General features: G+C 70.6%; 23 protein-coding genes, 1 tRNA gene and 1 pseudogene. 22 read left to right on the plus strand and 3 right to left on the minus strand.

Annotated features, from left to right (window positions below; all coding sequences use genetic code 11):
• Nucleotides 1-2: 2 nt before the first annotated feature.
• From C1N91_RS05430 to C1N91_RS05495, 14 genes are all read left to right on the plus strand, one after another.
• Entirely contained in the window at nt 3-4,454 is a 4,452-nt protein-coding gene (locus C1N91_RS05430) for an FtsK/SpoIIIE domain-containing protein (protein WP_175415924.1), read from the plus strand.
• Between the two features lie 12 nt (nt 4,455-4,466).
• A complete protein-coding gene (locus C1N91_RS05435) occupies nt 4,467-4,955 on the plus strand; it encodes a hypothetical protein (protein ID WP_137766917.1) in 489 nt (162 codons plus the stop codon).
• Nucleotides 4,956-5,053: 98 nt separating this feature from the next.
• Nucleotides 5,054-5,542, plus strand: a complete 489-nt coding sequence (locus tag C1N91_RS05440; protein ID WP_137766918.1) for a hypothetical protein — start codon at nt 5,054-5,056, stop codon at nt 5,540-5,542.
• Nucleotides 5,543-5,787: 245 nt separating this feature from the next.
• Nucleotides 5,788-6,084: a WXG100 family type VII secretion target gene (locus C1N91_RS05445; RefSeq protein ID WP_058728075.1), complete on the plus strand. Its 297-nt coding sequence runs from the start codon at nt 5,788-5,790 to the stop codon at nt 6,082-6,084.
• 80 nt (nt 6,085-6,164) lie between these two features.
• On the plus strand, nt 6,165-6,716 hold the full coding sequence (locus tag C1N91_RS05450; RefSeq protein ID WP_137766919.1) for a hypothetical protein: 552 nt from the start codon (nt 6,165-6,167) through the stop codon (nt 6,714-6,716).
• The gene (locus C1N91_RS05455; protein WP_137766920.1) at nt 6,713-7,567 is read left to right on the plus strand and encodes a hypothetical protein; all 855 of its coding nucleotides are present in this window, start codon (nt 6,713-6,715) and stop codon (nt 7,565-7,567) included. The genes C1N91_RS05450 and C1N91_RS05455 overlap by 4 nt, the downstream gene beginning before the upstream one ends.
• Nucleotides 7,560-9,110, plus strand: coding sequence for a hypothetical protein (locus C1N91_RS05460; RefSeq protein ID WP_137766921.1), 1,551 nt, complete (start codon nt 7,560-7,562; stop codon nt 9,108-9,110). Before C1N91_RS05455 ends, C1N91_RS05460 begins: the two co-directional genes overlap by 8 nt.
• A complete protein-coding gene (locus C1N91_RS05465) occupies nt 9,110-9,574 on the plus strand; it encodes a hypothetical protein (RefSeq protein ID WP_137766922.1) in 465 nt (154 codons plus the stop codon). Before C1N91_RS05460 ends, C1N91_RS05465 begins: the two co-directional genes overlap by 1 nt.
• Nucleotides 9,559-10,134: a hypothetical protein gene (locus tag C1N91_RS05470; protein WP_137766923.1), complete on the plus strand. Its 576-nt coding sequence runs from the start codon at nt 9,559-9,561 to the stop codon at nt 10,132-10,134. Before C1N91_RS05465 ends, C1N91_RS05470 begins: the two co-directional genes overlap by 16 nt.
• 87 nt (nt 10,135-10,221) lie before the next feature.
• Nucleotides 10,222-10,689 carry a hypothetical protein gene (locus C1N91_RS05475; RefSeq protein ID WP_137766924.1) on the plus strand — a complete coding sequence of 156 codons (468 nt, stop codon included), beginning with the start codon at nt 10,222-10,224 and terminating at the stop codon, nt 10,687-10,689.
• A gap of 50 nt (nt 10,690-10,739) precedes the next feature.
• Nucleotides 10,740-11,228 (plus strand): hypothetical protein, encoded by a 489-nt coding sequence (locus tag C1N91_RS05480; protein WP_137766925.1) that lies wholly within the window; start codon nt 10,740-10,742, stop codon nt 11,226-11,228.
• 256 nt (nt 11,229-11,484) lie between these two features.
• On the plus strand, nt 11,485-11,856 hold the full coding sequence (locus C1N91_RS05485) for a hypothetical protein (protein WP_137766926.1): 372 nt from the start codon (nt 11,485-11,487) through the stop codon (nt 11,854-11,856).
• A complete protein-coding gene (locus tag C1N91_RS05490) occupies nt 11,844-12,398 on the plus strand; it encodes a hypothetical protein (protein ID WP_137766927.1) in 555 nt (184 codons plus the stop codon). The genes C1N91_RS05485 and C1N91_RS05490 overlap by 13 nt, the downstream gene beginning before the upstream one ends.
• 19 nt (nt 12,399-12,417) lie before the next feature.
• A complete protein-coding gene (locus C1N91_RS05495) occupies nt 12,418-13,287 on the plus strand; it encodes an oxidoreductase (RefSeq protein WP_137766928.1) in 870 nt (289 codons plus the stop codon).
• Between the two features lie 225 nt (nt 13,288-13,512).
• On the opposite strand, the gene C1N91_RS05500 is transcribed toward C1N91_RS05495, so the two are convergent.
• Together C1N91_RS05500 and C1N91_RS05505 are read right to left on the minus strand one after the other, a co-directional pair.
• Nucleotides 13,513-15,699: a RecQ family ATP-dependent DNA helicase gene (locus tag C1N91_RS05500; RefSeq protein ID WP_254678356.1), complete on the minus strand. Its 2,187-nt coding sequence runs from the start codon at nt 15,697-15,699 to the stop codon at nt 13,513-13,515.
• A 105-nt stretch (nt 15,700-15,804) separates the two neighbouring features.
• A complete protein-coding gene (locus C1N91_RS05505; protein ID WP_137766929.1) occupies nt 15,805-17,319 on the minus strand; it encodes a hypothetical protein in 1,515 nt (504 codons plus the stop codon).
• Nucleotides 17,320-17,390: 71 nt separating this feature from the next.
• Between C1N91_RS05505 and C1N91_RS05510 the strand changes: the two genes are divergently transcribed.
• The 6 genes from C1N91_RS05510 to C1N91_RS05545 all read left to right on the plus strand — a co-directional run bounded on the left by C1N91_RS05510 (nt 17,391) and on the right by C1N91_RS05545 (nt 22,008).
• Entirely contained in the window at nt 17,391-18,221 is an 831-nt protein-coding gene (locus C1N91_RS05510; RefSeq protein WP_137766930.1) for an endonuclease/exonuclease/phosphatase family protein, read from the plus strand.
• The gene (locus C1N91_RS05515; RefSeq protein ID WP_137766931.1) at nt 18,218-18,817 is read left to right on the plus strand and encodes a hypothetical protein; all 600 of its coding nucleotides are present in this window, start codon (nt 18,218-18,220) and stop codon (nt 18,815-18,817) included. Before C1N91_RS05510 ends, C1N91_RS05515 begins: the two co-directional genes overlap by 4 nt.
• A gap of 166 nt (nt 18,818-18,983) precedes the next feature.
• Nucleotides 18,984-19,057: transfer RNA gene (locus tag C1N91_RS05520), tRNA-Pro, on the plus strand.
• Nucleotides 19,058-19,167: 110 nt separating this feature from the next.
• The gene (locus C1N91_RS16625) at nt 19,168-20,631 is read left to right on the plus strand and encodes a hypothetical protein (RefSeq protein ID WP_175415925.1); all 1,464 of its coding nucleotides are present in this window, start codon (nt 19,168-19,170) and stop codon (nt 20,629-20,631) included.
• A gap of 79 nt (nt 20,632-20,710) precedes the next feature.
• Entirely contained in the window at nt 20,711-21,340 is a 630-nt protein-coding gene (locus C1N91_RS05540; RefSeq protein ID WP_137766935.1) for an SRPBCC family protein, read from the plus strand.
• On the plus strand, nt 21,337-22,008 hold the full coding sequence (locus tag C1N91_RS05545) for a DUF4166 domain-containing protein (protein ID WP_137766936.1): 672 nt from the start codon (nt 21,337-21,339) through the stop codon (nt 22,006-22,008). The genes C1N91_RS05540 and C1N91_RS05545 overlap by 4 nt, the downstream gene beginning before the upstream one ends.
• Nucleotides 22,009-22,021: 13 nt before the next feature.
• Here C1N91_RS05545 and C1N91_RS05550 read toward each other — a convergent pair whose 3' ends face one another.
• Nucleotides 22,022-22,270, minus strand: a complete 249-nt coding sequence (locus C1N91_RS05550) for a hypothetical protein (protein WP_137766937.1) — start codon at nt 22,268-22,270, stop codon at nt 22,022-22,024.
• Between the two features lie 134 nt (nt 22,271-22,404).
• On the opposite strand from C1N91_RS05550, the gene C1N91_RS16630 reads away from it, so the two are divergent.
• Nucleotides 22,405-22,611, plus strand: coding sequence for a hypothetical protein (locus C1N91_RS16630; protein ID WP_175415829.1), 207 nt, complete (start codon nt 22,405-22,407; stop codon nt 22,609-22,611).
• Nucleotides 22,608-22,751 (plus strand): annotated as a pseudogene (locus C1N91_RS05555) (acyl-CoA desaturase); the annotation flags it as partial. The gene C1N91_RS16630 and the pseudogene C1N91_RS05555, both read left to right, overlap by 4 nt.
• Between the last annotated feature and the right edge of the window lie 196 nt (nt 22,752-22,947).

A 22,947-nucleotide genomic window follows, 5' to 3' on the forward strand; every position in this document is an offset into this window, starting at 1 on the left:
AGGTGACCATCGCAGGGCCGCGGGCAGACCGCGACGTCGTGGTGACGGCGGACGTGACGGCGACCATCGGCTCGCTTGCCGACCGGTTGTCCCGTGGGCGGACCGCGGCCGACGGCGTGCCGCTGACGCTGCGCGTGTGGTTCCCCGACCGACCGCAGCCACGCCTGCTCAACCCGTCGGCCACGGTGCACGAGTCGTCGCTCCGGTCCGGCTGCCGGGTCGAGGTCGTCGCGGCGACGGACCGACGGCGCGGCGACGACGTCGAGGACGCCCCGGCGGCGGTCGCGCAGGTGCTCTCCGGCCCGGACGCCGGCAATGAGTACACGCTGTCCCAGGGGGTCAACCTCGTCGGTCGCGACGCGATGGCACAGGTCTGGCTCGCGGGCGACGACCTGGTCTCCCGACGCCACGCCACCGTGACGGTCGGCGAGACCGTCGAGGTCGTCGACCTCAACTCCGCGAACGGGGTCGAGGTGGACGGGCGGCTCGTGGCGCGTGCCTTCGTCGATCCCGACACCACGATCCGGATCGGTGACACGACGCTGCGCATCCGATCGCTGCCCACCGCGCCGTCCGCGCTGGTCGCGGACGCCTCCGCGTCGGCGGTCCCCGAGGCGGACTTCAGCCGTTCGCCCCGCGTCGAACCGGCGCACCGCGGCCGTCAGTTCACCCTGCCCGAGATCCCGGTGCCGGGCGAGAAGCCCCGGCTGCCGATGATCGCGATCATCGCGCCGATCATCCTCGGCGCGGTCCTGTTCCTCGTCACGAAGCAGCCGTACACGCTGATCTTCATCGCACTGTCGCCGGTCATCATGATCGGCACGTGGATCGACCAGCGTGTGCAGGCCCGGCGGAGGCGTCGCGACGAACGCCAGCGCTTCGAGGAGTCGCTCGCCGACTCCCGCGAACGACTCGCTGCGGTCCGCGCGGCCGAGATCGAGGCGCGGACGGCCGAGTCACCGGCCCCGGCGGTCGTGACGGCGGCGATGCGCGACCGCTCGGCACTGCTCTGGACCCGGAAGCCCGAGCACACCACCTTCCTCGAGGTCCGCTTCGGTGCCGGCACCCAGCCGTCCCGTTCCACCGTCACCCTGCCGTCGAAGAACTCCGGCAGCGTCGACGACTGGAACCGCGCCGAGGCGCTCGCCGACGAGTACGCCACGGTCGGGCCGGTGCCCGTGGTCGAGACGTTCGAACGGGCCGGCGCGATCGGTGTCGCCGGCACCGGGCTGGCGGCGGATGACGTCGCGAGGTCGCTCGTGGTGCAGCTCGCGGGGCTGCACAGCCCGGCGGACCTCGTGCTCACCGCGTTCGCCGGGGGCACGACCACCGACCAGTGGTCGTGGCTCAAGTGGCTGCCGCACGTGGACTCGCCCTACAGCCCACTGCGGTCCACGGGGCTCGTGCACGACTTCGCCGGCGCCTCGACGCTGCTGGCCGAGCTCGAGGGCCTCGTGGCGACCCGCCGTGCAGCCGGCTCGGGCCGCGGCGAACAGGTCCGGTCGCGCATCGACGAGTCCCGCGCCCTCGACGAGGACCACGGCGAGTCGGTGGACCGTCTCCCCGCGACCCCGGCCGTGGTCGTGCTCGTCACGGCCGAGGCGCCCGCCGACCGTGCCCGGCTCGTCGCCCTGGCCGAGGAGGGACCCGACCTCGGCGTGCACGTCCTCTGGCTCGCACCCACGCTGCAGGCGCTGCCCGTGGTGTGCCGCACGCACATCGTGCTCGACCGGGCGAGCGGCACCGCCACGGTCGGCTTCGTCCGGTCCGGACAGTCGGTGGTGCTCGACGAGCTCGACCGCGTGGACAGCATCGAGGCGGCGACGGTCGCCCGCGCGATCGCGCCGATCCAGGACTCCGGCGCGCGGGTCCTCGACGAGACCGACCTGCCGCACAGCGTGGCGTTCGTCGACCTGTACGAGGGCGACGTCGCCGGTGACCCGTCCGCGATCGTCCAGCGGTGGTCGAAGAACGACAGCCTGACCGCGGCGTGGCAGCCGGGGTCCGGGCGGGAGAGCGGCGGGGTGCGCGCCGTCGTCGGACAGGGACCGAGCGAGCCGCTGGCCCTCGACCTGCGCGCCCACGGACCGCACGCGCTCGTCGGCGGGACCACGGGCGCCGGCAAGAGCGAGTTCCTGCAGACGTGGATCATGGGCATGGCGACGGAGTACGCGCCCGACCGACTCACGTTCCTGCTCGTCGACTACAAGGGTGGTGCCGCGTTCGCCGAGTGCGTCGGCCTGCCGCACACCGTCGGGCTCGTCACCGACCTCAACCCGCACCTCGTCCGTCGCGCGCTCACCTCGCTGCGGGCGGAGCTCCGGTACCGCGAGCACCTGCTCAACGACCGCGGGGCGAAGGACCTCGTCACGCTCGAGCAGCGCGGCGACCCCGCGGCGCCGCCCGTCCTCGTCATCGTGATCGACGAGTTCGCCGCCCTCGCCACCGAGATCCCGGAGTTCATCGACGGCGTCATCGACGTCGCGCAGCGCGGTCGGTCCCTCGGCCTGCACCTCGTCATGGCGACCCAGCGCCCGAGCGGGGTCATCAAGGACTCCCTGCGCGCCAACACGAACCTCCGCATCGCACTCCGCGTCGCCGACCCGGTCGACAGCGAGGACGTCCTCGGCGTGGCCGACGCCGCCTTCTTCGATCCGGGCACGCCCGGTCGTGCGGCCGCCAAGATCGGCCCGGGGCGTGTGCTCGACTTCCAGACCGCCTACCTCGGCGGCCGTTCCGTCGACGTCGTGCACGAACCCGACGTCGACGTGCAGGACTTCCCCTTCGGTCCCGGCAGCACCTGGCCGAGTCCTCCGCGCGCGCCGCGGGACTCGACGCGGGCCCGTGACATCGAGCGGCTGGCCGCCACGATCGTGCGCGCCGCGGACCGGCAGGGCCTCGAGGTCCCGCGGAAGCCGTGGCTCGATCAGCTCCCCGACGCCGTCGGCCTGGAGGCACTGCCCGCCTCCGACGGGTCGGCACTCGTCATCGGGACGGTCGACCTGCCCGAGTCGCAGCAGCAGACCCCGTTCCGTCTCGATCTCGACGCGGTCGGCAACGTGGCCGTGCTCGGCGCCGGCGGAGCCGGCAAGTCCGCGGCGCTCCGCGCCGTGGCGGTCGCGGCCTCCGCCGTCGCGGACCGGTTCCCGGTCCGGATCACCGGGCTCGACTTCGGCGGTGGCGGTCTGCACATGCTCGAGGCGCTGCCGACGGTGGGCACCGTCATCAGCGGGCCGGACGACGAACGGATCACGCGCCTCCTGGCCGACCTCGAGGCGACCGTCGCCGACCGCTCCGCACGGTTCGCGGCCGCCCGGGCGGCGAACCTCACCGAGTACCGCGACGTGACCGGCACCGCCGAACCGCGCATCCTCGTCCTGGTCGACGGCATGGGAGCGTTCCGCAACGAGTACGAGTTCCGTCTCGGTACCCAGCCGGTCTTCGACCAGCTCGTCGCGATCGCGGCGACCGGACGTGCGCTGGGCGTGCACCTGGTGATGAGTGCGGACCGCACCGCGGCCTTCCCGTCGAACCTGCAGGCCGCGATCGGGGAGCGAATCGTGCTCCGCCTGGCGACCGAGATGGAGTACCACGCCGCCGACGTGCCGGCAGACGTGCTCGAGGACGCCGTGCCCGGCAGGGGACTCGTCGACGAGCACGAGGTCCAGGTCGCGGTGCCCGGCGGCAGCGCCGACCTCGTCGCGCAGGCCGCGGCGGTCGAGGCGCTCGCCGCCGACCTGCTGCGCCGGGGGGTCGAGGCGGCCCCGCCGATCCGCCGTCTGCCCGAGGACGTCGACCGAGCTGCGCTGCCGGTCGCCGTGGGCGGGCGCCCGACGATCGGGCTGGCGGACGACACCCTCAGCCCGGTGGGCGTCCCGACCGACGGGCTGTTCGTTGTCACCGGGCCGTTCGGGTCCGGTCGCTCGACGACCATGCGCACCGTGCTGCGGTCCGTGCGGGCGACGTGGCCGGAACGGCCGGCGCACCTGGTGGTCGGGCGCCGGTCGACGCTGCGGGACGCGACCGACTGGGCGTCCGCAGCGCAGGACGCCACCGATGCCGAGGCGATCGCGTCACAGCTGGCGACCGCGCTCGAGAGCGGGGTGTCGAGCGGACCGGACCCGGTGATCGTGATCGAGAACGTCGGCGACTTCGAGGGCCTGCCGGCCGAGAGCCAGGTGGCCAGGCTCATCAAGGCCGCCCGCCGTGCCGGGGTGTTCGTGCTCGCCGAGGCCGACACGGTTACGGCACCGAACGCGTGGCAGCTCTTCGCCGAGCTGAAGACCGCACGCGCCGGGATCGCCCTGCAGCCGGAGGAGACCGACGGGCTGACGCTCTTCCGGACGGCCTTCCCGCGTGTGACCAGGACCGACTTCCCCGTGGGTCGCGGCATCATGGTCGACTCCGGGCGGATCACCCGCGTGCAGGTCGCTCGGGACCTCGGGTCCTCCTGATCGGGGAGAGAGATGATGCTCCCAAAGATCCTGCCTGTGATGTGCGCGGTCGTCCTGCTGAGTGGATGTGCCACGAAGAGTGCGTTGCCGGACGCTCCGGAAGACCGACTCGCGTCGGCGAAGACCATGACCCAGGGGGCTGAGGACACGATCATCGAACTTCTTCCGGAGTCCGCCGTCGAGAATGTTCGTCAACTCGAGGAAGGGACGATCCTCCGCTGCGGGGATGCGTACCGGTGGACGGGGAACGTGCGTGTGGAGTTGTCGGCCAGCGTCGAGGCGGGCGATGTGAGAGATGACATCGCCCAAGGCGCTGCGGGTCGAGGCTTCACGGTCGGTGAGGACAAGACGGTCACGGGAAGCAAGCGTTTCGAACTCGTCGACGCTCGAGGAGTCCAACTCCTGCTCACGAAGTGGGTCGAGGGCAACGCGATCGACATCGACTCTGCCTCGCCTTGCTTCGCTCTCCCGCGGGACTTCGACGTTCCCGGTGAGTACTGACCTGGGGTGCTCGAGTTGCGCGAGATCGCTGCGTCGACGGACGAAGGGGACCACGAGACGCTCCCCGTTGTGAGCGGTCTTCCGGAGAGGATGACGCAGTGAAGAAGATCGGCACCGTGATCGCGGTCCTGGCCGCCTTCCTGTTGACGGCATGTGCTGTGGGTTCCGAAGGTCACGACCCGCCCGAGCGTCGCTTGCTCTCCGCGAAGGACACGACGCGGGCGGCAGAACGTTCCCTGCTCGATCTCGTCCCGGCGAACGAGGTCGAGAGTGTGCGGCAGCCCGACGACGGCGCCGTTCTGCAGTGCGGGAGCAAGTACCAGTGGTCCGGCAACGTCCGGATCGGACTCGTCCCCGGCACACGAGCCACCGAGGCACGTGATGCGCTCGCGCGCACTGCGGCGGACCACGGATTCTCCGTCTCGAAGGACGAGATGTTGTCCGGCGACGTCCGTTACCAGATGTTCGACGATGACCGCGTCCAACTGATCGTCACGGTGTGGAATGACGGGAGTGCCCTCAACGTCGACTCGGGATCGCCCTGTTTCGACCTTCCGAGCGACTTCGACGTGCCGTTGAACTACTGAGGGCAACGGCATTCCCGCGCGTGACCAGGACCGACTTCCCCGTGGGTCGCGGCACCGCGGCCGACTCCAGGTCGACCACCCGCGTGCAGGTCGCTCTGGACCCCGTGTCCTCCTGATCGGGGACCGACCCGTCCCCCTCGAACGGGGGTGTGGACATCGCATGGGTGATTTGTTCCGGACCGGTGTTACCGTAGTCGCGGTCGCCGGAGGGGCTGGCGATCCAGACCACCGTGAAGGGGTGCAACGTGGCCAACATCAACGTCTCCTACCAGGAGCTCAACAGCAACGCCGATCGTCTGCTCGCAGGGCGGGACGAGATCAACGCGACCCTGTCGAAACTGCAGGCGCAGATCGCGTCGCTCACCCAGGCCGGGTTCCAGACGGACCGTTCCTCCGGTGCGTACAACGAGGCCTACAACCGCTTCACGAGCGGCGCGCAGAACACCATCGGTGGCCTGAACGACCTCGCGCAGTTCCTCCGCACGACCGCGCAGACGCTGGGCGACGTCGACCAGCAGCTCGCGTCGCGACTCGGGCGCTGATCGGGACGACCGGACCAGGGACGGCCGGCGCTCTCGGTGCCGGCCGTCTCCTCCGTTGGGGGTAGAGCATGTACGGGGAGATGACACAGCTCCGGGCAAAGGCCCGGGCGCTGCGCGACGACGCCGACGGCTTGCGCTCGCGCGCGAGTGCGCTGGTGGCGCAGGCCGATGGGTTGTCGTCGGCAGGGAAGGCCGCGGACGCCGTGCGCCGTCGCGTCCAGGAGTCGGGGGCCGAGCTGGGCAAGAAGGCTCAGCTGCTCGACGAAGCGGCTGACGCACTCGACGCGCACGCCAAGGCGGTCGACGCTGTGAAGGCGCAGATCGCCGAGGCCGAGCGCGTCGCACGCGACCTGTGGAACCAGGCGGCGCACCTGGCGGCGAACGTCGTGAACGCGGTCAAGGACGTCGCGTCGAATGCGGTCAACGGGTTCATGCAGGTGATCGGGGCCGCGGGCTCGGGGGAGCCCGACCACGTCCGGGTATCCGTGCACGAGCTCGGTGGGCAGCAGGTCTCCGACGGGCAGGTCGCCAGCGCCAAGTCGTTCATCGCGCAGGTGCCGTCTCCGCCGCCCTCCGGGTCGAAGGACTGGATCGACGTGCGTGGCGCGGCCATCCGGAACGGCATCGGATGAGCGGCGCACCGGCGACCGACGTCATCGACTGGGACCTGACCGTCGACGAGCTGCGCACCGTCCGCGAGCACTTGCCCGGGCTGGTCCTGCCGTCCTTCGTGCCCTCGGGCGCGCCGGAGCAGCAGTCCGTGGATGCACTGGTCGAGCGCGGTGTGCTCGCGCGACAGCCCGATGCCGGTGCTGCATCGTGGGCGGAAGACCTCGACGCACCGTTCCTGCTGACGCTCGCTCTGCAGAACGCCGGCTCGATCGTCATCCAGGTGAGCGCCTGGGATGCCGACACGACATCGGCGCACTCGACCGTCATCGGGGGTGACGCCGCGTCGCACCTCACCGTGCGGAGCGCGCGCGCTGGAGACGGCAGCGGCGCACACCTGCGCGGGTCGGTGCTCGATCAAGCGTGGTCGGCGCTCGTCGAACTCCTCCCGTCACTCGACGTCCCCGATCCGGTCCGTGGGACGACGACGGTGAGCACGGTGGCGTCCCAAGCGCTGGTCGATGCGATCCAGCGCGGCGACGCCCGAGTGCTCGACGCCGTGGTGGCCGAGCTGCACGTCCCGGCCGAGGCGGTCAGCCTGTTCCGTGGCTTGGCTGAGCCCGTGCAGCACGGCTTCCGTGTGAAGGCCTTCACCGCGGACCGCGGCTCGGTCTTCGTTGCCGACTGGTTCGGCACCCGGCGTGGCTGGCTGCGGATGAGCGTCGGTCTCGACGCGGAAGCGCGTGGCGCAGAGGTCACGCCCGAACTCATCACCGATGCCGGTACGGTCACCGTGACGGCGCAGACGGACCAGGAGATCCGCACGGATCTGCTCGGGCTCGTCGCTGGACTCATCAGGGATCGAGATGTCTGACGGGATCAAGGTCGACTACGCGGAGATCGACCGGCTGACCACGGGAATCACCGCGCTCAACACGTTCGCCGGGCCGCTCGTTGCGAAGGTCGGGGCGCTGTCGGCGGACGGGGACCTGCTCGCGTCGGCGATCCTCTCGCCTGGCACCGCGGTGGCCGCCGAGGGAGCCGTCTTGAAGGCGTCGGCGCAGCTGAGCGTGACGATCGTCTCCACCGAGGCGCTGGTGATCATCACCGCGTCGTTCTCGAAGGTGTACGAGGCCGCGGAGTTGACCCTTCGCGCTGCTGCGCTCGGGCTTCGCGTTGCTTGGTCCGTGACTGGCCCGTTCCTCGCGGAAGTGGGCACGCACGTCGGCGAATCGCTGCTGTTCGCGGCAACCGCCAACACGACCATCACAGCTACGCTGGTGATCACGATTGCATCGGCTGTTCGCGGGGCGGCGCAAGATCTTTCCCTCACTGCTGCTTTCAGTCTCGCAGAAGCTTTCATCCAGGTAGATTCACCGGAGGACCTCCTCAACGGCTCATTTGCGTCTGATTTGGCGAAAGCCTGGGAGCGCAACTTCTCGTGGTCGAACATGTGGACGGACGTCACCGGTTCCTTTGAGAGTGCCCTCGGATCAGTGCCAGGCGGCTACGAAGCTCTTATGTTCCTCGTGTACCACGACGGGCATGCCATCGGGCTGTTCGATGATGGGCACTTCGAACGGAGCCACGTCGATCCGGACGAGGCACGGGCCCGGGCCGGGAAGACGCTTCGCGACCTGCAAGCTACGGTCCCTGAGATCGCTGATGGCGTCGACATCGACCCGGTGACGAAAAGCATCATTCCCCATTCTCTTGCCGATGTTTTTGCAGGGGCGGCGCAGATTGACAATGTGGGCAAGAAGGACTTCGCGGACATCCGAGTAATCGAACGCTACGAAGACGGCAAGAAGTACTTCACGGTGCAGATCCCGAGCACGCAGCGGTGGTTCCCCATGGGGAACGGGAATCCCTGGGGGCAGCAGGCACCGAATGACTTCACCTCGGATGTGATCGCGCTCCAACAAGGGGACCAGACCGCCCTTGCTGAGGCCGTGAAGGACGCGATGAGGCAGGCCAACGTTGGTCACAACCCAGTGATGTTGACAGGTTTCAGCCTCGGTGGCATCACTGCCGGCGCAATCGCGGCGGGCAACGACGGTGAGTTCAACATTCAGCAAGTGGCCACAGCCGGAGCTCCGATCGGACGAATGGACATTCCCTCTACTGTGCACGTCACTGCTCTGGAATCTCCACAGGACGCCGTCCCGAAACTCGACGGAGCCAGCAACCCCAGTAACTGGGATGCCGGTATTTCCAACCAGGAGACTGCACGGTTGAATGGAGAGGATGGAAGCACCACGATGTCCCCAAAAAATGTGCATGACGCCGCGCGGTACGCGCAGATGGCTCGGAACTATTCGTCAGATGTTGATCCGGAGCTTCAGGAGTACCTGGCTCGACCTCAAGGGGAACATGACTACATGAAAGTGACCGACTATCAGGCGATCAGAAAGTGATGAGGCGCATGGCCTGCGCGGCGCTTCTGACGTTGGCGGTCGTCGCGTTCGCCTCGGGTTGTTCCTCGCCGAAGAGTGCCGAAGGGCGATCCCTGGAAGACGCGTCTCGGCTTGTAGCCGCCCATGAGGGTGTGACTGATGGCCGCGTCGAACTCCGCAATTACACATCGGGGTTCACCTCACGATGGGGCGTTGACGTGTACTTCAAGCCTGCGGAGAACGCATTGCAGAGCGGCGACAAGACACTTCTTCGTGACTTGCTCCGTATCGGCTGGTCAGTCCACGACCATGCGATCGACGGTGGAGTTTCGCTAGTGCTGGAAGACACCCCGGGGGTTGATCTCGCCGCCGTGGCAGGTGATGACGATCTTCCACCGTTCACCGCGAACCCCTCGTTACCAGGAGAATTGACGGTCTCCTCGCAGGACATGAGTAAAGCATTCGGGCAGTGGCCTGGGCGTTGATGACGACGTCCGGGGTCATGCTCATGGCATCGAGCTCGATCAGCCCGTCCCAAAGCAAGAGCTGTAGCTATCTGGTGCGCGCGCGACGAAGAAGTACGAGGGCAATGCTCGTTTCTGCGGTCGTCATTGCCGGCGGTCTTCTGATCTTGTTGAGCGGCTGTTCTTCGTCGAGCGGCCTCAGCCCGCTCGCAGCGCGCGATGCGGTTGAGGACGCGCCAGGCGTGGAGAGCGCGACGGTCACCACGGCGACGGATCGGGAGACGCTCGGCACGAGCTACTTCATCGACGTTCGAGTCGAGCTGCGGGACGGTCTCTCGTCCGCCGAGCAGCAACGCCTCGTCGATCGAGCTGCGGCCACTGGATGGGCCACTGACATCCACCACGAGCCGTACGGGCTTCGCCTTCGGGTGACCTCGTCCCCCTCCATCGATGTGCGGAAGGTCCTGCAGGGCATGGGAGTTGCTTCGGCTCCTGCTCCGAACGACACGTCCTCCGTCCTGATCTCAGCGAAGGACATGGACGAGAGGTGGGGCGACTGGCCCGCTCAAGCGCCGTCGTGATGAAGTTCGTTAGAGAGACGTGCGAAATGTGGCCGGTGATCCGGAGGGCCCTCCGTTCATGACGCACGACGACCAGGAGGTCGACCGATGAGTCCCTTGAGAAGGGCCTTCGCGGTCGCGGCCTCCGTGAGTCTCGCGGTCTTGCTCAGCTCGTGTGCGGCGGGTGATCAGCGTGGTCAGACTCTCGATCAGGCGTCCGCTGCTGCGGCGGCGGTCCGGGGAGTCACCGACGCGTGCGTGGAGATGCGGCACTACCGTTCCGGCTTCACGTCTGAGTGGGGGACGACGGTGTACTTCTCACCGTCCCCGGACTTCGAGGAGGACAACGCGAGTGCGGCGCTCCGAGAACTGCTGCGTATCGGGTGGTCCGTGAACGAGCACGAGCTGACCAACGGAGTCGCGCTCTCGGTCGGTCGTACCTCCGGCGTCGACCTCGTCGCGCTGGTTCGGAGATCCGACCTCCCGCAGTTCGCGAGCAACCCGAATCTGCCGTACCAGATCACGTTCTCCGCGACGGACATGGAGCAACTGTTCGGCGCTTGGCCGGGCAGTTGAGCGTGACGCACCCGTCGTTCCCGGCTGCTGATCGAGCCAAGAGGTACTACATGATCATCAAGGCATTGTCCCTCCTCGCCTCCGCCGTTCTCTTGAGCGGTTGCGCGACAAAGGTCGATCTCCCGGAGGACCCCGAACAGCGGCTTGCCGCAGCGAAGAACCTGACGCAGGACGCCGAGCGTCGCGTTGTCGGGTTCCTGCCCTCATCGGACGTGCAAGAAGTTCGCCAAGTCGAGACGGGCACGCTGCTCCGATGCGGGCGCGGACAGTACCTGTGGTCGGGCAACGTTCGCGCGCACCTGAAGCCAGGCGTTCTTGGGGACGACTCTCGGGATCTGTTGGCTCGCAAGGCGTCGTCGGAGGGTTTCGGCGTCTCGTCCGACACCACGTCGACCGGGAAGATACGCGAGCAGCTCGTCGACTCCCGAGGGGTGCAGCTCCTCGCGACGGTGCAGGACGGCGGATCTGTCGTCGACATCGATTCCGGATCGCCGTGTTTCGCGCTGCCGGACGACTTCGATGTGCCTCGTGAGTACTGAGTTGACGAGAGCGGACCAATCGGGCGTTCTCGCTGACGAGCACCGTGGTCGTCCGGTGACCCGAACGGCCAGCGGACGTTCCTCGAGTGGTGCACCGCCTGGCGGACGAGGTGTCCGAGTCTGGTGGGTCGTTGCGGCATTGCTGTGTGGTGTGCTCGTCCTGCCGGGCTGCACGCCTGCTTCTCCTGCGCGGGGACAGACTCCTGAAGACGCGGAGGAGTACCTCCGGACGCTCCCGGGCATCGCCGCTGCTGCGGTGTCGGTCGAACACAGCACGTCGGGGCTCGACGTCTCGAACTCGAACCGGGCGTTGATCATCCTGACCCTGGAACCAGAGTCCACGAACGAGACGATCACCGACGCGGAGATCGATGCGATTATTCAGACGGCATGGTCGTTGCACGCGAGCAGAGAACTCGCGAACGGTGTCGGTGTCGGCATGCGGGGCGCGCCCGACGTGAGCGTGGGGAAGCTCCTGCAGCGGTCCGGCTGGGTCGAGGAAGGAGCCGCCGTCCCCGGCAGGACGTCAACGATCATTCCGGCGCGTCACCTGCGGGAGCGCCTGGGCGAGTTGCCCGCCGCTGCACCGAGGGCGACGCAGTGCAGGGTGAGCTCGTGCGGAAGCTGATCGCGGCGGGCGTCCTGCTGTCGCTCATCCCTGCGGTCAGCGGGTGCTCGGCGTCTGGCACGGACGCTGAAGTGGTTGCATCGCGCGAAGCGGTCGCTGCCGAGATCAGCGCCCTGCCCAACGTGTCGACTGTGACGGTCGACGAGGAGAAGACCACGGACGGCCTCTCCGCGCACCACCGGATCGCCGTGGACTTCTCGGCCCCCGCAGCAGGGCGCTCGGAGGAGGACGTGGCAGAGCTGATCGACGCGGTCCTTCCCCTAGCCTGGTCCACCCGCGGACACACGCCCGACGCAGGCGTCGTCCTGCGGATCAGGACCGAGCCGCAACTCGAGATCGGTCGGATCGCCCGGGACTCGGGATGGCTGGACGTCGGTTTCTCGTCGAACCCGCAGCTCATCGAGAGGATCGGCAACCAGGCGTCCTTCGGCCGCCGATCCCTCGACGAACAGATCGGCACCTGGCCCGTCGACGCGCCGAAAGGCACACCGACCGGGGGCTCGCGGACCAGGGGACAACCAGGGCCAGGCACACCGCAGTGATCGGGAGCAAGGTCGAACCATGACGACGAACAGCCTCCCCGGTGGCACCTACGACCTCGGCGACCTCGAGGTCACCCGCTTCGGCTACGGCGCGATGCAGCTCGCCGGCCCGCACGTCTTCGGGCCGCCGGCCGATCGTGACGAGGCCGTCCGTGTGCTGCGCACGGCGGTCGAGCTCGGCATCACCCACATCGACACCGCGGACTTCTACGGCCCGCACGTCACGAACGAGATCATCCGCGAAGCCCTGCACCCGTACCCGGAGCAGGTCCACATCGTCACGAAGGTCGGGTCGCGCCGGAACGAAAAGGGGCAGTGGCCGCCCACGCGCAAGCCCGAGCAGCTCGTCGAGGACGTGCACGCGAACCTCGACCGGCTCGGTCTCGAGCAGCTCGACGTCGTCAACCTCCGTGTCGGCGGCTTCGATGCCCCGGAGCCGGGCAGCATCGCCCCGCAGTTCGAGGCGCTCGCCGAACTGCAGCAGCAGGGCAAGATCCGGCACCTCGGACTGTCGACGGTGACGGGCGCGCAGCTCGTCGAGGCCCTCCGGATCGCCCCCGTGGTGTGTGTGCAGAACATGTACAACGTGGCGCAGCGCGGGGACGACGACCTCGTCGACCTCACTGCAGCCGAGGGCATCGCCTACGTGCCGTACTTCCCGCTCGGGGGGTTCTCGCCCATCCAGTCGGAGGCGCTCGACAAGGTCGCGGAGCGGCTGGGGGAGTCGCGCCTGTCGGTCGCCCTCGCATGGCTGCTCCAGCGCTCGGACAACATCTTGCTCATCCCCGGCACGTCGTCCGTCGAACACCTGCGGCAGAACGTCGATGGCGCGGGCATCATCCTGCCGGCCGACGCGATCCGCGAGTTGGACGCGATCGGCGCCGCCTGAGCCGCCCGACGCGTGCGAGCGGGCCCACGCCGGAGTCGGCGCGCTCCGTCGCTGGCGCAACCGGGAGCACGTCGCACCACGGGAAACCCTGGCGCGCCCTGCTTCCGGTTGTGCGGGAGCACCCCGCAGCGCGGGAGCACCCGCAGCGCGGGAGCACCCGCAGCGCGGGACGCACCCCGCAGCGCGAGACGCACCCGCGGGATCGCCCGCCCAGGCGTGCCGTCGTCAGGCCACCGTCGCGAGCGCGAACGGCAGCACGGCCGACGCCCCCGCACGCCGGAGCTCCCGTCCGGCGACGGTCATCGTCCACCGGCTGTCCACCAGGTCGTCGACGAGCAGCACCGGGCCCTGGTGCGACGCCAGCGCCGCAGCGAGCGCCGGGTCCACCACGAAGGTGTCCCACACCCCTGCCAGCCGGTAGGCGCTGTTCGTCGCACCGTCGCCGCGGGGCTCCCCACCGCTCCGCCCGAGCGTCCCGAGGAACTGCAGCCGCCCGATCGAGGACAGCGCCTGCGCCAACGACCCGACGAGCTCCGGCCGCGACCGCGAGGACATCGCCACGACGCCGGTCGGTCGCTCGGCCCAGGGCCAGTCCTTGAGCGCGCGGATGCAGCCGTCGACCAGCTCCCGGGAGACGGGACCGTCCGGCGTCGCGGCCGAGAAGAGCGCGCGGAGCGGCCCACCCCAGCCCAGGTCGGTGAGTCGGGCGACGGCCCGCCCCGACTCGACGAGCTCCCCGGCCGGGATCTTCCCCTTCACGGGCACGCCGAGCGCGGACATGCCGGACGGCCACTGCGCGCGTGGGGCGAGCTCGACGCCGACCTTGTCCAGCGTAGCGGCGGCTCCCGAGGCGTCCGAGTCCGACACCGACGTCGGGTACCAGACGCCCGCGCAGTTGTCGCAGCGCCCGCAGGGCTCGGCAGAGGGGTCGTCGAGGTCCTGCTGCAGCAGCTGCATGCGGCACGCCGAGGTGGACTCGTAGGCGAGCATCGACGCGGCCTCGGCCTCACGCGCGGCAGCGACCCGCTCGTACCGCGCGGCGTCGTACTGCCACGGCTGCCCGGTCGACACCCAGCCGCCGGCGACCCGACGGACGGCGCCGTCGACGTCGAGCACCTTGAGCAGCAGTTCGAGGGTCGAGCGCTTGATGTCGACGAGCCCCTCGAGGGCCACGGTCGACATCGCCGAGTCGGTGGAGAGCGCACCGAGCACGGCGGACGCGCGGGCCTCGGTCGGCATCGACGCGCTCGCGAAGTACTGCCAGATCTCGCGGTCTTCGCGCCCGGGCAGCAGCAGCACGTCGGCGTTGTCGGTCGCACGCCCGGCGCGGCCGATCTGCTGGTAGTAGGCGACGGGTGACGAGGGCGCGCCGACGTGCACGACGAACCCGAGGTCCGGCTTGTCGAACCCCATGCCGAGCGCGCTCGTGGCGACGAGCGCCTTGAGTTCGTTGCCCTTGAGCTGCTGCTCGAGCTGCTCGCGCTCCTCGGTGTCGGTCCGTCCGGTGTAGGCGCGCACGGCGTACCCGTTCTCACGCAGGAGTCGGGCGATGTCCTCGGCCCCGGACACGGTCAGCGTGTAGATGATGCCGCTGCCGGGTAGGTCGCCCAGGTGGGCGAGCAACCAGCCGAGGCGCTGCCGGGCGTCCGGCAGGGTCAGGACGCCGAGCCGGAGCGACGCCCGCGCCAGGGAACCGCGGATGGTGAAGACCGGGGCGTCCGGCCCCGCGGTGAGCTGTTCGGCGACGTCCTCGACCACGCGCTCGTTCGCGGTCGCCGTCGTCGCGAGCACGGGGACGCCCTGGGGGAGCGAACGGATGAGCTCGGCGAGCCGTCGGTAGTCCGGGCGGAAGTCGTGCCCCCAGTCGGAGATGCAGTGCGCCTCGTCCACCACGAGCATGCCCATCCGCGCGATCAGCGTCGGCAGCTGCTCGTCACGGAACCGCGGGTTGTTGAGGCGCTCGGGGGAGACGAGGAGCACGTCGACCTCGTCCCGCGCCAGGGCCGCCTGCGTGTCCGCCCACTCGTGCGCGTTCGCCGAGTTGATCGACACCGCGCGGACCCCGGCCCGCGCAGCCGCTGCGACCTGGTCGCGCATCAGGGCGAGCAAGGGCGACACGAGCACGGTCGGGCCGCCCCCGCGACGGCGCAGCAGCAGGGTCGCGAGGAAGTACACGGCCGACTTGCCCCATCCAGTGCGCTGCACCACGAGGGCGCGCTGCCGGTGCTCGACGAGGGCCGAGATCGCCTCGAGCTGGCCCGGGTGGAAGACCGCGTCCGGCCGCCCGGTCAGGGCGGCCAGGGCCTCCTGTGCCTCCGACGCGATCTCGGCGGACGGCGGAGCCGCCGCGGGGGCAGGCGAACCGACGGGGGCAGGCGAGCCGACGGACGAACCGACACCGAGACCAGACATGCCCCCATGCTGTCAGCTGCCGCCGACGGGCCGCGCCCCGCGCCTCCAGGCTGTGGAGAACGCGACGCGACGCGACACGACGCGAAGCGGCCCGACCCGACACCCCTACTGGTACGTGATCAACGACGGCGCCGGCTGCACGTCCGCCATGGTCTGCTCCGGCGACAGCATCGGCGTGTCCTCGTCGAAGAAGTTCTTCCAGCCCCAGTGCACGCCCTCCGGTGCGCCCTGGTGCAGCGCCTTCCACGTCGCCTGCTTGTCCGGCTGCGAGCCCTGCCCGTCGACGTGGATGAGCACGTCGAGCTCCGGGTGCGACGCCAGCGACGACCGGTCCTGGACCATCGACAGCCGGAACTGGTGCAGCACGAGCGCCTTCGGCGGCAGCCCCTTCGTCCGCACCAGGTCGGCGAGCCACGACGAGACCTCGTTCACCTCGGCCGCCGAGACGCTCCCGATCTGCTTCAAGGGCACCTGGTCCGCGGTCAGCCGCCACTCCGGGTCGAGCGCGAGCCACACGTTCGGCTTCGCCAGCAGCGACTCGTACCGCTTCGCCTGGGACAGGAAGTCCGACCGCCCCGGTTGCAGGTCGAGGACGACCGGCATCCCGGCATCGGTCGCCGCGTCGACGTAGGGCTCCAGCGTCGACACCGGCAGCTCGGTCGAGTAGTCGCCGTCGGCTCCGGCATCACCGGCGGCGACGGTCGCGATGACCTCCATCGCGGGCGTCACCGGCTCGTCGCCGAGCCCGTCGTAATCCTCCGCCATCCCCTCGGCCCGGCGCACGGTCGCCGCCGGGTCCTGCTCGCCGAGCACGCCGAGCACAGGCGCTCCCGGGGCACCGTAGAGCGCCACGTAGCGGTGCCCGTCGAACGGCCGCTGCCCACCGTGCGGCAGCTGGCACCCGCTCTCCGCGGCGCGCACCGTCCAGTCGGGGTCGGGCAGGTCTCCGAACGCCGACCCGACGAGCACGGTCGGGTGCGCCGCGCGGTCGTGCAGTGCTGACACGACGTCGGGGGCGGCAGCGGGGTCGGTCACGCCGCCCGGCATCGTGACCACACGGGCACCGGCAGCCTCCGCCGTCGCCACGGCCGCGGCGTCCGTGCGACGGTCCGCCACGACCACGGTCGCCGTCCTGGAGGCCCCGCTCGCCTCGGGTGCGTCGCCCCGCTCCGGCGCGTGCCGCTCGGGGACGTCGGTGTCGACCGACACGTCGCCCTCGGCCTGGTACCAGTCGGCGCCGAGCCGACGGAGCTCGGCGGCCACCCGGTCGCCGCCGCCGCTCGTCCCGCCGGTCGGTGACGCCGTCGGAGCGCCGTCGTCGTCCGCCAGCAGCAGCGGCACGTGGGCGGCCCGAGCGGCGCTCGCCGCGGCACGCAGCGCGCCCGTGTCGGACGCCGCCACGACGACCGCACCCGGAGCGGACGCGAACAGTGCTCGGCTGGCGGCGACGGAGCGTGCCGAGGGGTCCCGTTGGGCCGCCACGGCCACCGAGTCGGCAGAGGACCGCGTCAGTTGTGCGACCGTCGGCGCCTCGTCGTGGGTGGTGCAGCCGGCTGCACCGAGCAGGAGCCCGGAGACCGACAGCGCGAGCAGGACACGGATGGGACGGGCGGAACGCATCCGAGCCACCCTACGAGGGGTCGTCACGACACCCTGTGAGCGCAACAGGTGTCGTCTCGTAGACAGGGTGCATGCCAGCCGCGCCGGACGACCACCCGACGATCGGGGCGGTGGTCGCCCCCGAGGTGCACTGCGCGACCCTCAACCTCAGACGCCGGGTGCCGCACGCAGCCGGTCACCCCGACGCGTGGGAACGCCGCCGCGACGCCGTCGTCGCGCTCGTCACCAGCGAGGAACCGACGGTGCTGGCCGTCCAGGAGGCACTGCCCACCCAGACCGTGGACCTCACCGCCCGTCTCGGGTCGCGCTGGGAACCCGTGGTCGTCGGTCGTGGAGCACGTGGCGGTGGCGAGGCGGTCGGGCTCTTCCTCGACCGCGAGCGCCTCGACGTCGTCGAACGGCGCACCTGGGCGCTGTCCCGCACGCCGTCACGTCCGGGCTCGCGGGCGTGGGCGACGGCCTTCCCGCGGCACGCGGTCGGGGCCGTCGTCGCGGACCGCGGCACGGGGCAGCAGTTCCTGGCCGTCGCGACGCACCTCGACGTCGCCTCGCCGTGGGCGCGGCTGCGCGGAGCCCAGCTGCTCGGACGCATCGTCCGCGAGCGCGGACTGCCGGCCGTCGTGATGGCCGACTGGAACTGCCCGGCCGGGTCGGCGCCCTGGCGAGCCCTGGCGGAGGCAGGGGTCGAGGACAGCTGGGGGAGCGCCTCCAGGCTGGTGGGGGAGGCCTACGGGACGTACCCGCACTACCGGGCGCCGCGAGTCAACGGCCGGCGGATCGACGGGGTGCTCGTCACCGAGGACGCCGTCGTCGAGCGGGTCGCCGTGAACGTGCGGCGGCCGGGCGGGGTGTGGCCGTCCGACCACGCGGCCGTGCACGCGGTCGTGCGGTGGGACTCGTGATGCGCTCGCTCGGGCTGACGTTCCTGCGTCGGCGCTTCCAGCCCGCCGACGTGGTGCGTGTCCTGACGCTCCTCAGCATCCCCATCGCCACGATCGGGTGGGGGAGCACGTCGTTCGCGGTGATGTCGCTCGCGCTGTTCGGGGTGGTCCTGCCGCGGATGCTCGGGCTCCGGCCGGCGTTCGACCTGGCGGTCTGCGTGCTCGTGCTCGTCGCCGGGTGGTCGAGCGCCCTCGAGTGGTACACGTCGGTGTTCCTCTGGGACAAGCTGATCCACGTCGTGCTGACCGGGTTGCTCGCGGCGCTGCTGGCCGTGATCGCTGCGGACCTCCGGCTCGTGCCGCACGCCCCGGATGCAGGGCGGATCTCCGTGTCGCTCCTGGTGTTCACCCTCGGGCTCGCGATCGGCTCCGTGTGGGAGATGTGCGAGTGGCTCGGACACGAGTTCGTCGACTCCAAGATCTACGTCGGGTACGACGACACCATCGGGGACCTGGCCGCCGACGGCCTCGGTGGGCTGCTGGTGGGGCTCGTGCTGCCGTGGCTGGCGGCGGAGCGGGACGTGGTGCGGCCGTCCGGGCGCTCGCCGCGGGGCTGACCGGCCGGGCCCATCGCTCGAGCCCACTGCGCGCTCCGATCGAGGCGGCGACGCGCCGTGGCGCGAGCAGGGTCCGGCGTCCGCTATGCTTGACGGGCTGCTCGCGCTCCGGTCGGACGCGGGTGGTGGAGCCTCGGTGACGGGGTTCCGAGCTCCTCGGAGCTCACGGGCTGTGGCGCAGCTTGGTAGCGCACTTGACTGGGGGTCAAGGGGTCGCAGGTTCAAATCCTGTCAGCCCGACCGGAAGAAGCCCCGATGAGGCCATCGCCTCGTCGGGGCTTCGTCACGTTCAGCCTCGGTGGTGCAGGTTGCTGCGTTACGCTCCCGCCATGCTCTGGGGGAGACGACGCATGCGATCCACCGCGCTCACGGCGACCACGTTGACCGCGCTCCTGCTGCTGACCGGCTGCTCGGCGCACGTCAACGCGGGCAGTGCGGGCGCCGAGAAGGCAGAGCGCGAGCTGTCGGCGCTCGACGGCGTGCAGTCCGTGCGCGGCTCGGGCACGAACAACCTGCCGTTCGCCGGAGAGGTGTCCGTCAGGGTGACCGCCGACGACGACCTGACCGACGCCGACCTGCGTCGGGTCACCCACGAGGTCGGACGCTGGATCCACGACGCCTCCGGCCCGGGCACGACCTACCACGGCTCGATGGAGGCCGACGGGTTCCGGTTCTCCCTGGAGGGACGCGCGTCCGAGAACGACGGGCTGCTCGCCGTCGTCGATCGGCTCCGCGGCGACGACCGCTGGGTCGGCGGCGACGTGGACGCACCGTCCGCCTCCGGCACCGCTGGAGGAAACATCGCACTCACCGTCCGCGAGGCCGACGACCTGGTGTCCGGTTGGGACGCAGTCCGGAAGGTCGCCACGTCGTCTCGCTGGGACACGGCCTCGACGTCGGCGTCCTGGTCGGCGGACCAGTCGGACGACCTCCCCGCGTACCACGCGCCGGACCTGCGGATCGCGAACGACGTCGCCGGGACCGACGACACCGTCGGCGACCCGACACCGGAGATCGCAGCGTACGAGCGTGTGCGCGCCGCGCACGAGGTGACCCGTGCCTCCGTCACGCCGGGCCGGCTCCTGATGCACCTGGTGGACCTCGACGACGTCGGGGACGCGACCGCGATCGCGCAGCAGGCAGCGCCGGACGCGCAGGTCATCGTGGACGGCGGCATCGTCACGAAGGACGAGCCCCAGGGTGACGACGACCTGCCCGACGCCGACGACTACGCCGAGGCGGACCGACTCGCGGCGGTCGCCGTCCGGCCGGGCGTCACCGCGGTGTCGCTCACGCCGACCCTGGTCGACGTGACGGTCGCCGACCCGGACGCGGTCCTCGCGACGGCGACGGCGCTCGCCGCCGCTGCTCCGGCCGACCCGGTGACGTCGATCCGGGTCGGACCGAAGGTCGACACCACGAACGGGGCCGACGGCGCTGACCGGGACGCTGCGGACGACACGGACCGGCTGTCGGTGGACGGTTCCCCGGCGATGCTCGGTGCGTCCATCCAGGTCGGCACGGCGCTGCGGGCGTTCCTGCCGGCGTCGTCGGAGCAGTTCAGCACGAACCAGTCCGTCGCGGCGACGCTGTCCGACGCGGGCCAGGTCCCGGCGTTCGTCGCGGCCGTGCGACCGGTCCTGCCGGAGGGCAGCGGGCTGCACGTCCGTCTCGCCGACCGCGGCACCGGCGGCACCACGGACCTGACACTCCGCGACGGGCAGCTGACGGCCGAGCCGCTCCGCGACGGGGAGGAGCGGGGAGCGGACCGCGCCGACCTGGAGCGCGCGCTGCTGGACGCCTGGAACGGCTGATCGTCCGGACCCGGCGCGGCCGCAACGGCGCGTCGGTGGGACGTCGCGGTCGCCGTCGCGCAGGCGCTACTGTCGGCCCATGGGGACCAGGGGCATCTACGTCGAGACGATCATCGACGCCGACCTCGAGCGCGTCTGGGCCGCGACGCAGGACCCCGAGCAGCACGTCCGCTGGGATGTCCGGTTCTCGGAGATCGTGCCCGAGGGTGCCGAGGACGGCGCACCGACCCACTTCCGCTACGTCCGACGCTCGCCGCTGCACGACGTGCACGGCACCGGCGTGAGCATCGGGGAGCGCCGACGCCCGGACGGGTCCCGAACGTCGGCGCTGCGCTTCGGCACCGCCGACCGTCTCTCGCCGATCCGCGCCGGCCGTGGCTACTGGCGGTACGTCCCGACCGACGACGGACGAACCCGGTTCATCACCGGCTACGACTACGACAGCGCGTGGGGGCCGCTGGACGTGGTGGTACGACCGCTCCTCGGCTGGGCGACCGCGTGGAGCTTCGACCGCCTCCGTATCTGGCTCGAAGGCGGACCCGCACCGGAGGCCTGGCCGCTCACCTCGGTCCTGCAGCCCTGGCGCCGGGACCGGCCACGAGCCTCCAGGACGCTCCGCGCACCCGCCGGCGGCACTCGACGGACCGACCACCTGCACGACGCCCCGGCCACGCTGGCGACGCTGCCCGACCCGAGGAGTGACCGATGACGTCCGTGTTCGAGGAGGCGCTCGGCGCCGACTTCCAACGACTCCACCCGATGATGCGGCGACGCTTCGGCGTGGGTCTCGACGCCGGCGAGGCCTGCACCGGACGCGGGGTCATGTCCTCGATCCGGCGCGGCCCGTGGTGGACCGTGCCGTTCCTGCAGATCGGACGACTCCGGAACATCCTCGTGCCCGACGTCGGCGAGGACGTGCCGTTCACGATCGAGAACTACCCGTACCGCGACGCGCTCGGCCGCGAGACGGTGACGTTCGTCCGGACGTACACGACCAGGCCCGGGCGGACCGCGCGGTTCGACGCGACGATGGTGCTCGTCGACGGCCGGGTGCTCGACTACCTCGGTTCGCACCAGCACCTGGCGGTCGACCTCGACCTCGCGGTGGACGAGCGTGGCGGGCTCGTGCTGACGTCCGACGCGCAGCGGTTCCACGAGGGACCGGTGTCGTTCCGGTTCCCGATGCTCCTGAGCGGACGCGCGACCCTGCACGAGTGGTGGTCGGACGAGGACCAGGCGTTCCACGTCGACCTCGAGGTGCACAACCGCGTCTTCGGGTTCCTGTTCGGCTACCGGGGCACCTTCACCTGCGAGTGGACACCCGCCACCGACGCCCCGGACCGGTTGAAGCCCGTCCGGACCGAAGCGCGGACCTGACGCCGTCGGGCCGTCAGCCCTCTGCGGCCGGAACCGAACGGGTGGCGCGCACGACCTGGACGACCGCGATCGCGACGACGACGACCGCGACCGAGCCGGCCTCCCACGATCCGGCGACTCCGAGCACCGGCCCGCTCGTGCACCGGCTCGTCCCACCGCCCGGTGGCGCGTCCACACACGAGGTCACCTGCGTGACGGCGAGGAGCGCCGCCGGCACCGCCGTGACGAGTGCCAGCACGACCCACGCGATCGCTCGGTCCACAGCCCCCTCCGTCCGCTCCCGTGGTCAGGTGCGACCAGGCTCGCACGGGGAAGGACGATGGCGGATCTCGATCCTGCAACGGGGGGTCCCAGGCGTTCTCCCGGTTCCGTGACCCACGGTCCTCGGAAGCGCGGATGCGTGAACTCTCCGGACCGATCGAAGGATGGCTCACCCCGCTCGCCCCCGGTTCCGCCCGGACCCGTCCCGGTCCGGGCAGCCGCAACGGCACGTCGACCTACTTCGCACTGCTGGCGCAGGTGAAGGAGCACGGCCTGCTCCGTCGTCGCACCGGCTTCTCCTGGTCCCCGTTCAGCAGCCTGGTCGTGGGACTCGCGCCCTGAAGCAGGCCCGTCTGCTGGTGCGGGACCACTGCGACACACTCGACGTGCCGTACACCGAGACGACGCTGCTCCGCTCGTACGGCATCGTCGTGCGCTACCTGAACCGGGTGGGTCTCAGCGCCCGCGACCCCTTCTTCTGACCGACCGGAGCGCACCGGCGCTGTCCGGTTGCGCACCACAACGCCCTTCCGGAGCGCCGATCGGGGTACAAGAACGGCCCCGGATGCCCGTTTCCTGGGGAAACGCCCGATGTGGATCGGGGGACGTGACGAACCTCGGTGGCAGCCCGTCTCATCCGTGAACAGCAACCGCTGGGAACGAGTCCCGGCGGGCACT

The organism is Curtobacterium sp. SGAir0471, assembly GCF_005490985.1.
In the GTDB taxonomy this organism is placed as follows: domain Bacteria; phylum Actinomycetota; class Actinomycetes; order Actinomycetales; family Microbacteriaceae; genus Curtobacterium.